Here is a 14,200-nt window from a genome sequence, read left to right as displayed (position 1 = left end):
ATGAAGTTACAAAAGCTCCATATTTATGGCTTTGGAAAGCATGAAAATCTGCAAATTGAACTTCATGATGGGATGAATGTATTTTTGGGGGACAATGAGGCCGGTAAATCTACTATACAGCAATTTATTCTTCATATTTTATTTGGATTTCCTCAACGAAATTCACAGCTGTTACGCTATGAGCCGAGAAGCGGTGCTACATACGGTGGAAAAATCACCCTTCTAGATGCAGATGGACAAATAGTCGAGGTAGAACGGGTAAGGGGAAAGGCAAGTGGAGATGTCACGCTGTACTATCCAAATGGGACACGGGGCGGGGAAAGAGAGCTTCAACAATTATTGAATGGCTATTCTCGTCAGGATATGGAGGCTATTTACTCCTTTACTTTATTTCAGTTGCAGGGATTGGAAAAAATGACAGAGGAAGAGCTTACACGCACGCTTATTTCTTCAGGTACTACCGGGGTCGATACCTTGGCTAATGTGGAAACAATTTTTGCAAAGGAAATGGGGACGCTATTTAAACCTTCTGGAAAGAAACCTGCTATTAATCAAAAGCTAGAGAGAATTCGAGAGCTAGAGCAAGAATGGCAGGAGTATCTTGTTCGCAGCAATGAATTTGGCCCTTCTATCGAAAGACTCCAGCAGCTAGAGGAAATGCTAGCTACCATTACAAAGGAACAGGAAGAGCTTCAAGAAAAGCTTCAGCAATTTTATCGCTGGCGACAGCTCCAGCCACTCATAGAAAAAGAAGCGTACATTACGGAGGAGCTTAAACCATTACAAGATCAATGCTTCCCAATAGAGGGAATCAGAAGATATGAACTTATAAAGGACAAAAAAACGAGCTGCGAAGCGAGCTTAAAACAGCTTGAACGTGAGCTAGATATATTGCAGCACAATCAAGGGACAATGTCAGCAGAAAATTTGGAGGAGCTACATGCTTTTCTAAACTTTGAATCAGAATGGCATCAGCTTCGTGCACGCCGTATGCAGCTAGAAGAGGAGCATCACAAGCTGTTACAGCAGCAAATGAAGCAGCTCGCACTAATCGGGATAGATTGGGAAAATAGTTTAGAGTTTATTTTAAATGCAGATGTTTCTATCAAGCAAGAAGATATCCTTGCGTCCATCCTGAAGGAATTAGAGGACCAGGAGGCAGCATTATTACAAGAAAAAAGAATCTATGAAATGAAAGAAAAAGAGCTTGTAGAAAAAGAAAAACTTCTACAAGATACAAAGCAAGCTACTTCCAAGTCGTCAGGCAAGCAAACTTCTAAAGTTTTTTACTTCATGGTGACAGTTGTATTATTAACAGGTTTCCTCTTTAGTTATTTGATAGAAAGTTGGATAGTTCTAGTGTTCTCTATTATCTTAGCTGCCTTATTGCTAGGAAGTTCGAAATTTATTGGAAAGGGAAATGACCTAGACAATTATGAAGAATTGATTAAAAAGGAAATCAAAACCATACAGGAACAGTTGCAACAGCTAGAAGGAACAATCCAGAGGATGCAGCAAAGGATAGAGAAAGGGAAAAAACAGCTCAATCAATTCCTTGTGTCCTATCAAATGCCGACCGATATATCTCCTAGCTTATTGCCAGATATCTTTACGAGACTACGTTCTATCCAAGAGCAGCAGCTTCAACTAGATTTTCTGGAAGGACAGTTAGAGCATGCCATGAAAGAGCTACAAAAGCTGTCTACAAAAGCAGCGTCCTTAGTGCCTATTCCTTTGATGGAGGACATGCTATTTCATCAGCTACGAGAGTATTATCTGCTGGCAAAAAAGCAACGAGAAGAGCAGGATAGTAACCTTCAAAAACAGTTAGATAACAAGGAAAAAATCTTAGAACTAAAGGGCATTCTAGCTTCTTATGAGCTGCAAGTACAAGAGCTTTGGCAAGAGGCAGGGGCTGACACAGAAAATAACTACTATGCGGCAAGCAAAAGGTTCCAGCAAAAAAATAACCTGGAGCAGGAGCTTGGTCAAATTCAGTTACAGCTCCAGAAGGAAAAACCGTTTTCTGAGCCATTTACAGATGCAACAGAAAAGGAGCTTAAAGAGGGCATACAAACGTTTGAAAAACAGAGGAATGCTTATATAGAGGAGAAGAGTGCACTACAAGTCAAAACAGAGCAATTATTAAGTGACGAAGGACAAGGCATGCTATTACAACGGATAGAAGAGGAAAAGTCCGAGCTTCAAGAGCTAGTAAAGAAGTGGGCTGTCTATAAAGCTGCAGTCACCTCCATTAAACAAATGATGACCCAGTTAAGGGAGGAAAGGCTTCCAACTGTACTAGAAGAAGCGAAACACCTGTTTTGCAGGCTAACCAATAGTTCCTATGAAGGCTTAGAATTAGTCAGCGAGAAAGGCTTTGAAGCGGTGAAAGCGAATGGGGATCGTTTTGACGTGTCGGAGCTAAGCCAGGCAACGAAGGAACAGGCCTACCTAGCTCTTCGATTCTCACTTGCGATGTCGCAAAGAGAGATTACGGGATTTCCTATTATTATGGACGACCCTTTTGTACATTTCGATCGAAACCGTCTAAAACAAGTGGTACAATTAGTTGAAGAGCTACAATTAGACCATCAGATACTTTATTTTACCTGTCATGAGCACATGGCAAATAGGTGGAGAGATACACATATGATACACGTAGCGGGATTAAGAGTTTAAGTGGAGGGATTGCAGATGAAAGGAATTACACAGCTTCGAGTAGGAGACCCGGTAGATCATTTCTTACTTATTAAACAATCGACCAAGGGGATAACAACGGTTGGAAAGCCTTTTATGTCCTTGATCCTTCAAGATAAAAGTGGTGATATTGAGGCGAAGCTTTGGGATACGAATGAGGAGCATGAAAAGCAATACGCTGCTAGCCAGATAGTGCGTGTCGGTGGAGAAATACAAGATTACCGTGGAAAGTTTCAGCTCCGTGTAAAGAGTATACGTCCTGTAAAGGCTGACGAGCAGATCTCTATTCATGATTTAGTTCCTTCTGCAGAGAAGTCGAAGGAAGAACTCATGGAAGAACTGCTTCAATTCTTCTTTGAAATGAAAAACCCTTTAATACAACGAATAACTCGCCATCTAATGAAAAAGCATCAGACCGCTTTTATGACCTATCCTGCTGCAACTAAGAATCACCATGACTATGCTTCCGGTCTAATTGACCATGTGGTGTCTATGTTAAAGCTTGGTAAGGCATTGTGCGATCTTTATCCGACGTTAAATAAGGATTTGCTATATGCCGGGATTATTTTACACGATATTGGGAAAGTAGTAGAGCTTTCTGGACCAATTGCAACGACCTATACGGTAGAAGGCAATCTTTTGGGTCACATCACCATTATGGTAAATGAAATATCGAAAGCAGCAGAGGAGTTAGACATCGAAGGAGAAGAAGTAATGCTGCTTCAGCATATGGTTCTTTCCCACCATGGGAAAGAAGAGTGGGGAAGCCCTAAACGCCCAATGCTTAGAGAAGCCGAAATCTTGCATTATATTGATAATATAGATGCCAAGATGAATATGCTGAATCGTGCACTTGAGAAGACAAATCCTGGAGAATTTACAGAACGATTATTTCCGCTTGAAAACCGATCATTCTACAAGCCTACGTTCGATTAATACAAAAAATCGTAAGAGCAATAAGCTCTTACGATTTTTTTATAAGCGGAGGAATTGTTTCCTCGCCGTATTTACTTCTCTGTTTCTTCAGTAGTTTCTTTTTCAGTAGTTCCTTCTTCAGTTGTTTCTTCCTCAGTAGTTTCCTCTTCTGTGGATTCTTCAACTGGTTGATCTGCAGCAGATAAGAACTGTTCTAGAGAAGATTTTAAATCTTCATCTTTAATTTTAATATCTGCATCCTTCATCATTTTTGCTACCTTTGAAAGTAGGGCAGAAGGATCCGCTTTTTCAAGCTTTAATTGTTTTTCAATTTCCGCTTTTTTATCTTCATAAGATTCTTCAATTTCACGTTTTTCTGTTACCTCAATAATATGGTAACCAAAGCTTGATTGAACTGGATCACTAATTACATTTGTTTCTAGAGCAAAAGCTGCATCTAAGAAAGCAGGATCCATATTATCAAGTCTGCTAATCCAATCTAAGTTGCCACCTGTATCTTGAGCAGCAGGCTCTGTGGAGTATTCTTTCGCAACTTCTGCAAAGTCCTTGCCAGATTCAAGCTCAGCTTTTACTTTCTTTGCAGTTTCCTCATCTTCCACTACTATATGGCGTGCATTGATTTCTGTTTTAATTCGATCGTATTCAGCCTTAACATCATCTTCCGATACCTCTACATCTTCAATTAATGCTTTCTCTTGTAGAAGGTTTAGCTTGATATATTGCTTGTACGTTTCTTCGTTATAACCATTTTGTGCAATAATGGATTCGAAGCTTTCACCCATTTGTTCCTTGTCAGTAGCTAATTGTGCTTCAATTTCTTCCTTTGATACATCGTACTTATCTTCCAATACTTTTTCGATTACTAGAAGTTGGAACGCTTGTTCACCAATAGAAGCTTTCATTTCTTTATAAAGGTCCTGTTGTGTAATATCTCCAACTTTAGAAGTAGCTAAAACCTCGCTGTTATCTTTAGTGTCATCATTGCAGGCACTAAGAGCAAGTAGTGAGGCCGCTAATGTAAATGTTAAAACTGTTTTTTTCATCTTATCTCTCCTAACTTCTTCATGCACAATTGTAACTATAACATAAACGATATAAAAACAAAAATAGTTCCCGTTAATTTGCCCACCACCATTTTCACCTTCTGCATACGATAAATTAGAAAAAGGAGGTGTTAAGAATGGGTGGACAATATGGTGGTAACTATGGTGCAGGTTCTGGCTTTGCATTACTTGTAGTTCTGTTTATTCTGTTGATTATCGTTGGCGCGGCGTTTATCTACTAATCTAATGATATCAGGAACTAAGATCGTGTAACGCGATCTTGGTTTCTTCTTCTCCTAAAAGAAATGACCCTAAATCATTCTGGATGATTTGGGTCAATTTTTTAGGTTTCATATGACGGTTCTCTTAAACTACGTATACCAATTCCACATAAAAGGTCACGAGAAGTATGGTTATTAGAATATTTATGGTGCGAAAAATCTTCGGATGCTTTTCTTCCGGAATTTCTTTTGACATAACGAGCGCGTATGTCATTCTATTAATTTGTAGCAAATAAAATGCTGAGAATAGAACTAAAGTAAATATGATCATGTCTAAACTCCCTTCATGTACCATAAGCATATCAAATTAGGGGCGAATTATACAAGTATTACATATTACTAACTGTTTTGTTTAATCAAGATTTGATAGCCATTCTCTGTTTCCTCGATATAGGCTTTCTTTGGTGAGTTGCTTAGATTTTTAACGTAAATTAAATCCATCAAGCATAGCCCACAATGATAAGCAAAAAGTATGGTGAAATAATGAGCGAAATTTGGCGCTAAAACAGCCCCGATTAGAATGACTATATTCAGAGAAAAGAAAGGAGCTAGCAATGAACATAGGAATCTGTTTTTATTGATAGGCTCACATACACGTATAGTAATACTAGGTATACATTTATATTTTCTATTAACTAATAGTTTTACATTATTTCTATGCCTAATGAAAGGTAGGTAGTGAATTGTTTTGTGAATAGGATAGATACTGATTAATCCTATGACGAATAGCCAAAAATAATCATCCGATTTATGTGTTTTGTTTACCATCTCTTGTAAAACATAAGTAAACGAAAAAACCAATAATACTAAAATGGATGAAAGTAGAAATACTCTTTCTAAACCGTATTGTTTTTTGATATTAATTGTTTTCCAGCAATTCAAGTTTATAGCATCTCCTAGTTGAAGGTCTATTACAGATACATACGATACGATGTTTTGCTGAAAAAAACAAGGGCTAAGATTATTAAAATTTATATAGCGCTTTCAATTTTAGTGACTATGGGATTTTGAGTACGTTTCGTCAATGTTTTGGATGGAACGTTCAAATATTTCCATAAAATCATCCCCATATATATTGCGAATGACAGCCATTACGTCCATAAACTCAGGAAACTTTCCGTATATTTCTTTCATCGGTAAAGAGCCCTCTATCACAGAATGGTGCGTGTCATGATAGTTTTCATACATTTCTTCCAACAGTTCCTTACCTTTTTCTGTGACGTCTACATAAGTGTTCCTTTTGTCGGAATCGCGCTTGGAGAAGGCTAATAAACCACGCTCTTCTAGCTTTTTGGAAAAATTAAAGGCAGTAGAAACATGCATAACACCAAATTTGGCAATATCGGAAATAGTAGCTCCCTTTAAGTGATAAGAGATCCAGAGTATATGGTGCTCATTAATATTCAAGTCATAAGGCTTGATCCATGTTTGCCAGTCCTTCTCTACAGCTTTCCAAAGTGCTTTTGATAGCTGAGCGATTCGTTGGCTGTATAGCATTGCTTCTTTTAAAGTATAAAACTGCTCATTCATCGTAGTAGCCTTCTTTCCATATTTTTTATTTTTAACACATTATAACAATAAAGGTATTGAGTTGAAATGAATATTTAGAAATATTATTTTAATTATAATATTTAATTAAAAATAAAAAAAGTATGCGTTTAATCCTTAGACTAAATGCATACTTTTTTTTACAGTGTTTCTGCTTCTTTTTTATTCTTTTTAGGCAATTGTTGTTCTAATTCAGTGATAGCTAATTGAATAGAAGCAATTTCCTCTTGAAGGTGTTCTTGTAGTGGACCTGTTTCTTCTTTCCATGTTTCTACACTTGCTTTGATATCGTTAACAGTAGCAGGCACAACGGATTTGGATTCAGCAGTTAGGCTTTTAATAGAAACCTTCACATTTTGAAGCTCTTTCTTAATATCAGCCAGCTTTTCTTGATAGTCCGTAGACTTTGCCTTTATAGAGTGGCGGACCTCTTCGCCAGTTTTAGGGGTCGATAGTAGAACGGTGGCTGCACCTGTTAGCGCGCCTAAAGTGAGTCCATAAAATAATTGTGAAGCTTTCACCATACACACTCCTTTATCTATATATTATTTCGAATTAAGAAAATTGGTTCGACTTGTACTTGCCTTTAGTATGTATTATTCCTTCTCTAAGTATTATTAAAACATATTTACTATCTTCAAAAAAGATTGAGAAAAAAATAATTATAGAAAAGTTTTATTTCACCAATAAAAAAGGAGGTCATTACCCAAGTAAAATGACCCCTGAATCTATAGAAATCCACGAGCAGATTAAGTAATTCATGAGATATGAAACCTTTCTTCTTCTTCAGCCTAGCAAATGATTTCTTATAAGAAAAAGGTACCCGAATTTTTTCGGGCACCCTCTGATTTTATGTTAGATGGATAAGGCTGTTTTAAAATTGGACCGTTTTATTAGACGAGCAATAATTGGGTATATAATAATCAAAAATGCTGCATTAAGGGCTGTAGCTGGTAAAACGACTACTAAGAATAGTTCAGTAAACAATGCTTCAGCTCCAAATACAAATATGGCAGTGGATAAAAAGATTGTTCCTGAAATAAGCGTTCCAATGCAAGTCAGCAAGACACCGACAGCTAGTTTATTAACTGACTTCTGTAACAAAGTAGCCAGTGCAAAGAAAATAAATGCAGTCACAAACTTGTCTATAATATTTGGGACAAAGCCTCCTGGAAACGTAGAAAATAGACCAGAAATAATACCAGTTGTTACTCCCAATAAGAAGACATTTTTCGCTTGCGGGAATAAAAGGATGGATATAAACATCATCACTAAAAGGAAGTCTGGCTTCATTCCACCTATAATTCCAGGGGTAATAATGTAAAGCACTGCTCCTATCCCGATTAATAGAGCCATTAACACAAGATTTTTCGTATTCAATTCTCATCTCTCCTCAGCTTTTCTCAGCTTATTTTTTCTCCTCTGACGTATCCTCATGATCGGCAGCAGGAAAACTTATTTATGATTGTAAATCTTTTACTCCTTAAAAGCAATTGCTAGTTCTTTAGTTTTTCTTCGAGTTCTTTTGCCAATGCTTGAATGGTTTCTGTACTAATTGTTTTTTCTTTCGTGTGCCAAGTCACCTTAAGACCATCCGTTTGATCATAGCGTGGAACAAAATGCAGATGGAAGTGATAAACACTTTGCCCTGCTGGGGCTCCGTTATTATTAATTAGGTTCATTCCCACTGGACCAAATGTTTCCTTTAAAGCTGTTGCAATTTTAGGTACTACCTTAAATAAATTAGCTGCTTCTTCTTCCGAAAGCTCATATACATTTTCTTTGTGGTTCTTCGGGATAATTAGTGCATGTCCCTTTGTGAGAGGCATGATATCCATAAATGCGTATACATGCTCATCCTCATAAATCTTTGCGCTAGGTATACTTCCATCGATTATTTTACAAAAAATACAGTCACTCATGAAAAAGACCTCCTATTCATTATTAGCAAAAGTTTAACATACAATGGGACAGGTTGGTTGAAGAAATGTTCCTTCTAATTCAAGAATAGGAGAGGATTTTTCTTTCATGCTTTGGTAAACTTATCATATAAAGAGAGGTGTAGAGATGTCTATATTAGAAGTAAAAAACGTAACAGGTGGCTATACAAGAAAGCCCGTGCTTCATGACTTAAATTTTTCCATTAAGAAGGGAGAGCTTGTTGGACTAATAGGATTAAACGGAGCAGGTAAAAGTACAACGATTAAGCATATTATCGGTACAATGAATCCTGTAAAAGGTGATATTCTTCTTAACGGAAAAATGATAAAAGAGGATGTGGCGCTTTACCGTTCATCTTTTTCTTATATTCCAGAAACTCCTGTACTATATGATGAGCTCACGCTTAACGAGCACTTAGAACTGACTGCAATGGCGTATAACTTAGACAGAGAAACATTCGAGAGAAGAAAAGAAAGCCTTTTAAAAGAATTTCGTATGGAGAAAAGATTGAATTGGTTTCCTGCACACTTTTCTAAGGGAATGCGCCAGAAGGTAATGATTATGTGTGCTTTCTTAGTGAATCCTTCCTTATATATAATTGATGAACCATTTGTCGGACTAGATCCTCTGGGAATTCAATCCTTGTTAGATCAAATGAAAGATAGAAAGGAAGCAGGCGCTTCTATTCTCATGTCTACGCATATTCTTTCAACGGCAGAAAAATATTGTGATCGCATCTTGCTCCTACATAATGGGAAAATACGTGCTCAAGGCACGATGACTGATTTACGCGCTGCCTTTAACATGCCATTCGCCACATTAGATGATTTATATATTGAGATGACAAAGGAACAAGACAATGAAAAATTTGCATGATATTTGGAGTAAGCGCTTTGTATTCTATATAAATGAGCTACAAAAATACTTGCGCTTTATCGTTTCTGGGCATTTGGCGATTGTGCTTGTGTTTGCGATTGGGGCAGCGGGCTATGCTTACAGTGAATGGCTGAACACGGCACCGAAGGACTTTCCTGCCTATTTACTTGTGTCTTTTTTGCTAGGACTAGCGCTTACTATGAGTACCCCAGTTACACTCCTCAAGAATGCTGATAGTGTGTATTTCTTACCACTAGAGACTAAGCTAGGGGAGTATACGAAGCTGGCTTTAAAGTGGACCTATTTTTCTTCACTTATTCTGTCTTTAGCCATATTCATTGTTGCTATCCCTTTATTGACGCAAATAGGGGGAAGCAGTAAGGAAGAATTGATTTCTCTTTTTATTCTAGTGTTAGTTTTAAAATATTGGAGTATTCAAACGGAGTTTCATGTAAGATGGGCATCGAACGGTACGGGAATATGGATTGATCGATTTGTTCGTTTTCTATTAATTGGAGCCGCCCTTTATTTTACTATGGTAAATAGCTACCTGTTCCTTTTGTTAATCGTAGTAATTTTGGTTGTTTATTTCATTATATGGAATAAAAAAAGATGGGAAGTTCCTTTTCCATTTGATCATTTCATTGCTGTAGAACAGTCTAGAATGATGCGTTTCTACAGATTTGCAAATTATTTTACAGACGTACCATATATAAGAGGTGCCACGAAGAGAAGAGGCTGGCTTTCATTCTTCTATCGATTTGCTCCCTATGGACCTGCAAATGCTCAGCTATATTTGATTCTACGTACCTTTATTCGGACAGATGATTACTTTTATTTGTGGGTGAGGCTAACTGGATTATCACTGATTGGCGTAGTGTTTATTCCTTTTCCAATCGTATCAATGATATTTTCGGGTGCCTTGGCATTTGCGACAGTCATCCAATTAAAGCATGCGCTCCTATCTGGCCACGAGTTCCGTATGGACTTGTTATATCCGATTGGAAAGGAAGCACGGCTGAAAGCAGTAGACAAACTAATTCGTATCATTCAACTGATACAAGCTGTTGTAATTTTAATCGGAGTACTTATACAAGGAGAATTAATGGCTTTAAATTTCTTGATTCCTGTAGTGGCATTTGTTATCTCTGAAATCACCATTCGGGGAAGTAAAGTCGAATCAAACTGAATCTACCTAACGATAGGGGGTGTTTCGTAAGTTAAAAACTTATGGGACGCCTCTTTCTTATTGGAGAAATTCCTGTAGTAGTTGCCTCAAAATGCAACACTCCTCACCAAAAAGGACCGTCTCCGAATCAGACGGCCCACTTTGCATGGAAGCTGTTACTATTATTCTTCCTCTTCGTTCGGCTTAGAACGATAAATAGTCTTATAGGGAGCGCTTGTGAAAATCTTTTGTTTATCCTCCATATGTGTAAAATCGAAATCTTGAGTTTTTTCCCAAACCTCATAACTATTTGCACTAGACCATTCCGTTAAAATGATATAGGTGTCTGATTTTACTGGTTTAAGAACCCTCAGTGCATAAAAGCCTGGTTCATTATCTACAGTGGAGGAAAGATTGGCATACTTAAATTCGAAAATTGGTTTTCCCTCATCAGATAGGGGAATATGATAGAGGACAAAATAGCCATTTTCTTTAAAGTTTCCTCTCGCATCTAAAATTTCGAAAGTACGAGGCATCTGAAACAAAGATTTGCCGTTTGTTTCATGTAAGAGTACAGTATTTCCGGTGCCATGTAGTAAATATATTTGTTCTTTAGGATACTTTTCTTTGATTTTATACATAAATTCAGGTGTACCAGATGTAATATAAAAATTCATATGCTTTCCCTCCTACTGATTGTATTAATACTATTTTCCCCAAAAATGCAAATTTAAAAACTCTTCATTCTGATGGAATTAAGAGAAACAGAGACAATTTTATGACAATTACCCTATATAACTATACAATATGTATGAGAACATCTATAGTTTAATCGTATGGAAACAAGTACGGGATGATAGAAGAAAGGTAGGAACTTTTTTTATGGCTACTTTTAACGATACTCTTTTGCGTGCTGCAAGAGGAGAAAAGGTGGAGCATACACCAGTTTGGTATATGAGACAGGCAGGAAGATCTCAGCCAGAATACAGAAAAATTAAAGAAAAATATTCGCTTGAGCAAATTACACACGAGCCAGAGCTATGTGCTTATGTCACTAGACTGCCAGTAGAAAACTATAATGTAGATGCGGCAATTCTTTATAAAGACATCGTAACTCCACTTCCAGGTATCGGAGTAGATGTAAAAATCAAGTCAGGTGTTGGGCCTGTTATTTCCAATCCGATTAGAACTGTTCAAGACGTTCATAATCTAGGAGATCTATCTCCTGAGGATGATGTACCTTTTGTATTGGAAACAATTAAACTCTTAACAACTGAACAATTGAACGTGCCTTTAATCGGTTTTGCTGGAGCACCATTCACGCTTGCAAGCTATATGATTGAAGGTGGCCCTTCTAGAAGCTATAACAAAACAAAAGCATTTATGGTATCAGAACCAGAGGCTTGGTTCGCTTTAATGGACAAGCTTGCAGATATGATCGTTGTTTATATAAAAGCCCAAGTAAAGGCGGGGGCGAAAGCGATCCAGATTTTCGATTCATGGGTTGGTGCACTAAATGTAGAAGATTATCGAATCTTCATTAAACCAGTGATGACCCGAATTTTCTCCGAGCTAAGAGAAACGAACGTCCCTCTTATTACATTTGGAGTTGGAGCAAGCCATCTAGCAAACGAGTGGCATGACCTTCCTGTAGACGTTGTCGGATTGGACTGGAGATTATCCATCAAAGAAGCTCGTAGCAAAGGGTTGACGAAAACACTAATGGGGAACCTTGACCCATCCTACTTAATTGGAGATTGGTCTGCCATTGAAAAACGTGTGAAGTCAATCATTGAACAAGGTGTGGAGCAGCCTGGTCATATTTTCAATTTGGGTCATGGAGTGTTCCCAGAGGTTGACCCTGACGTATTGAAACGATTAACCGCATTTATTCATGAATATAGTAGAGAACTTATCAGTAAAAAATCTAACTAACTTTTTTGAGGTGACAATAATGAAAAAGACAATGGGTTTATTAGTAATGGCCTATGGTACGCCGTACGAGGAAGCAGATATCGAACGCTATTACACACATATCAGACATGGACGCAAGCCAAGTGAAGAACAGCTAGAGGATCTAACTAGCCGTTATAGAGCAATCGGAGGAATTTCTCCTTTAGCAAAAATCACGGAAGACCAAGCGAAAGGTCTATGTGATCGATTAAACGAAGTGCAGGATGAAATCGACTTTAAATTGTACATTGGCTTAAAGCATATTGAGCCTTTCTTAGAGGACGCGGTAGCCGCTATGCATAAGGATGGAATCACAGAAGCTGTTTCTATCGTTCTAGCACCTCATTTCTCCACTTTCTCTATTAAGTCATATAACGGCCGTATAAAAGAGGAAGCGGAGAAGCTTGGAAATCTAAAAATAACTTCTGTTGAAAGCTGGTACACAGAGCCGAAGTTCATCAAATATTGGAGCGATAAAGTAAAAGAAGCATTCGCTAACATGACGGACGAACAAAGTGAGAAAGCATGTCTCATTGTTTCTGCGCATTCGCTTCCAGAAAAGATTAATACAATGGGAGATCCTTATGAAAATCAGTTAAAAGAAACGGCTGATTTAATTGCGCAAGCTGCAGGTGTTAAAAACTACGCAGTAGGCTGGCAAAGTGCTGGGCAAACTCCAGAGCCTTGGATTGGTCCGGATGTACAAGACTTAACAAAAGAGTTGCATGAAGAAAAAGGCTATACAACTTTTGTTTATACACCAGTTGGCTTTGTTGCAGAACACTTAGAGGTTCTTTACGACAATGACTATGAGTGTAAGGTTGTTTGTGACGAAATAGGCGCTACCTATGTTCGTCCTGAAATGCCAAATGCACAGCCTCAGTTCATAGATGCGATGGCAGATGTAGTGATGAAACATCTAAAAGGATAAACTTTTAAGCACTTATGATTTTATTTATAAAATCGTAGGTGCTTTTATTATGATTTTTACAAAATAATTTTTCACAAAATAGTTGAAAAAATAGGCAACTACGTCGGTTTTCGAATGGTATTTAGTATATGATTGATTTAAAGCTTGAATCTGGAATAAAAGAAAAATACATGAAGAAGACATTAGAGTTAGGAGGAAGGGAACAAATGAAGGCAAAGTTATTAGCGACATTGACAATAACAGGACTAATAATGGGAGCATGTGGTACCGAAGAAGAGGAAACCCATTCCGACCATCAAAATGAAATGATGCAAGAAGTTATAGTGGAAATACAAACAGCTAAGGAATTACCGGTAGGAGAAGAAGTAATTCTTTCTGCAAGAGTGACACAAGGAGAAGAAGCCGTTAATGACGCTGACCATGTAGAATTTGAGGTATGGGAATCAGGTCTAAGAGATGACAGTGTAAAGATTGATGGGGTTCTCACAGAGGACGGCGTATATGAAGCCCCTTTTACTTTCGAGCATGATGGAGTTTACTATATGTTCGCTCACACAACTGCTAGGGACCTTCACGTAATGCCAAAGCAAGAGTTAATAGTAGGAAACCCCGATATGGAAAAGGTTCTACCAGACGATAGTGACAACTCCATGAAAAACCACGGGAAATAATCCGGCATAAAAATGACTAGCTAACCTTATTGGTAATCTAGTCATTTTTTTGTTCCCTATCATTGCTTCTGCCACCTGACTGAGAGTAACCATGACTCAATGAGAATAAAGTAGTGCTATCCGAGAGTAACGCCCAACCGCTTCCATGCCGA

16 protein-coding genes are annotated in these 14,200 nt (G+C 37.8%); 8 read left to right on the top strand and 8 right to left on the bottom strand.

Going from position 1 to position 14,200, the window contains the following annotated elements:
• Both AC1VU3_RS14270 and yhaM read left to right on the top strand, forming a co-directional pair.
• Positions 1–2,682, top strand: a complete 2,682-nt coding sequence (locus tag AC1VU3_RS14270; RefSeq protein ID WP_482983835.1) for an ATP-binding protein — start codon at positions 1–3, stop codon at positions 2,680–2,682.
• A gap of 15 nt (positions 2,683–2,697) precedes the next feature.
• Entirely contained in the window at positions 2,698–3,636 is a 939-nt protein-coding gene (yhaM, locus tag AC1VU3_RS14265) for a 3'-5' exoribonuclease YhaM (protein WP_480388648.1), read from the top strand.
• Between the two features lie 71 nt (positions 3,637–3,707).
• On the opposite strand, the gene AC1VU3_RS14260 is transcribed toward yhaM, so the two are convergent.
• Entirely contained in the window at positions 3,708–4,679 is a 972-nt protein-coding gene (locus tag AC1VU3_RS14260) for a peptidylprolyl isomerase (protein WP_480388647.1), read from the bottom strand.
• Between the two features lie 137 nt (positions 4,680–4,816).
• On the opposite strand from AC1VU3_RS14260, the gene AC1VU3_RS14255 reads away from it, so the two are divergent.
• On the top strand, positions 4,817–4,921 hold the full coding sequence (locus AC1VU3_RS14255) for a YjcZ family sporulation protein (RefSeq protein WP_480388646.1): 105 nt from the start codon (positions 4,817–4,819) through the stop codon (positions 4,919–4,921).
• Between the two features lie 124 nt (positions 4,922–5,045).
• Here the strand turns inward: AC1VU3_RS14255 and AC1VU3_RS14250 are convergent, their stop codons facing one another.
• The 6 genes from AC1VU3_RS14250 to AC1VU3_RS14225 form a co-directional block, all read right to left on the bottom strand.
• Positions 5,046–5,231 carry a hypothetical protein gene (locus AC1VU3_RS14250; protein WP_480388645.1) on the bottom strand — a complete coding sequence of 62 codons (186 nt, stop codon included), beginning with the start codon at positions 5,229–5,231 and terminating at the stop codon, positions 5,046–5,048.
• Between the two features lie 68 nt (positions 5,232–5,299).
• On the bottom strand, positions 5,300–5,842 hold the full coding sequence (locus AC1VU3_RS14245) for a DUF3267 domain-containing protein (RefSeq protein ID WP_482983834.1): 543 nt from the start codon (positions 5,840–5,842) through the stop codon (positions 5,300–5,302).
• Positions 5,843–5,950: 108 nt separating this feature from the next.
• The gene (locus AC1VU3_RS14240) at positions 5,951–6,490 is read right to left on the bottom strand and encodes an HTH-type transcriptional regulator Hpr (RefSeq protein WP_480388643.1); all 540 of its coding nucleotides are present in this window, start codon (positions 6,488–6,490) and stop codon (positions 5,951–5,953) included.
• A 158-nt stretch (positions 6,491–6,648) separates the two neighbouring features.
• Positions 6,649–7,029: a YtxH domain-containing protein gene (locus AC1VU3_RS14235; RefSeq protein ID WP_482983833.1), complete on the bottom strand. Its 381-nt coding sequence runs from the start codon at positions 7,027–7,029 to the stop codon at positions 6,649–6,651.
• Between the two features lie 334 nt (positions 7,030–7,363).
• Complete coding sequence (locus AC1VU3_RS14230; protein WP_482983832.1) at positions 7,364–7,888, bottom strand: tryptophan transporter; 525 nt, start codon at positions 7,886–7,888, stop codon at positions 7,364–7,366.
• A gap of 116 nt (positions 7,889–8,004) precedes the next feature.
• Positions 8,005–8,430, bottom strand: coding sequence for an HIT family protein (locus tag AC1VU3_RS14225; protein ID WP_482983831.1), 426 nt, complete (start codon positions 8,428–8,430; stop codon positions 8,005–8,007).
• Positions 8,431–8,575: 145 nt separating this feature from the next.
• Here AC1VU3_RS14225 and AC1VU3_RS14220 point away from each other — a divergent pair, with 145 nt between their 5' ends.
• Both AC1VU3_RS14220 and AC1VU3_RS14215 read left to right on the top strand, forming a co-directional pair.
• A complete protein-coding gene (locus tag AC1VU3_RS14220) occupies positions 8,576–9,325 on the top strand; it encodes an ABC transporter ATP-binding protein (protein ID WP_482983830.1) in 750 nt (249 codons plus the stop codon).
• Positions 9,309–10,514 (top strand): ABC transporter permease, encoded by a 1,206-nt coding sequence (locus AC1VU3_RS14215; RefSeq protein WP_482983829.1) that lies wholly within the window; start codon positions 9,309–9,311, stop codon positions 10,512–10,514. The genes AC1VU3_RS14220 and AC1VU3_RS14215 overlap by 17 nt, the downstream gene beginning before the upstream one ends.
• Before the next feature lie 161 nt (positions 10,515–10,675).
• On the opposite strand, the gene AC1VU3_RS14210 is transcribed toward AC1VU3_RS14215, so the two are convergent.
• Complete coding sequence (locus AC1VU3_RS14210) at positions 10,676–11,170, bottom strand: antibiotic biosynthesis monooxygenase family protein (protein ID WP_482983828.1); 495 nt, start codon at positions 11,168–11,170, stop codon at positions 10,676–10,678.
• Between the two features lie 205 nt (positions 11,171–11,375).
• Here AC1VU3_RS14210 and hemE point away from each other — a divergent pair, with 205 nt between their 5' ends.
• The 3 genes from hemE (at position 11,376) to AC1VU3_RS14195 (ending at position 14,048) form a co-directional block, all read left to right on the top strand.
• Positions 11,376–12,428 (top strand): uroporphyrinogen decarboxylase, encoded by a 1,053-nt coding sequence (gene hemE / locus AC1VU3_RS14205; protein WP_482983827.1) that lies wholly within the window; start codon positions 11,376–11,378, stop codon positions 12,426–12,428.
• 16 nt (positions 12,429–12,444) lie between these two features.
• Positions 12,445–13,377: a ferrochelatase gene (gene hemH, locus AC1VU3_RS14200; RefSeq protein WP_482983855.1), complete on the top strand. Its 933-nt coding sequence runs from the start codon at positions 12,445–12,447 to the stop codon at positions 13,375–13,377.
• A 206-nt stretch (positions 13,378–13,583) separates the two neighbouring features.
• The gene (locus AC1VU3_RS14195; protein WP_480388635.1) at positions 13,584–14,048 is read left to right on the top strand and encodes a FixH family protein; all 465 of its coding nucleotides are present in this window, start codon (positions 13,584–13,586) and stop codon (positions 14,046–14,048) included.
• Positions 14,049–14,200 lie beyond the last annotated feature (152 nt).

Source organism: Psychrobacillus sp. Z16_25 (genome assembly GCF_056856695.1).
Note: the sequence above shows the minus strand (reverse complement) of the source record. Positions and strands in the feature narration are given on the sequence as shown.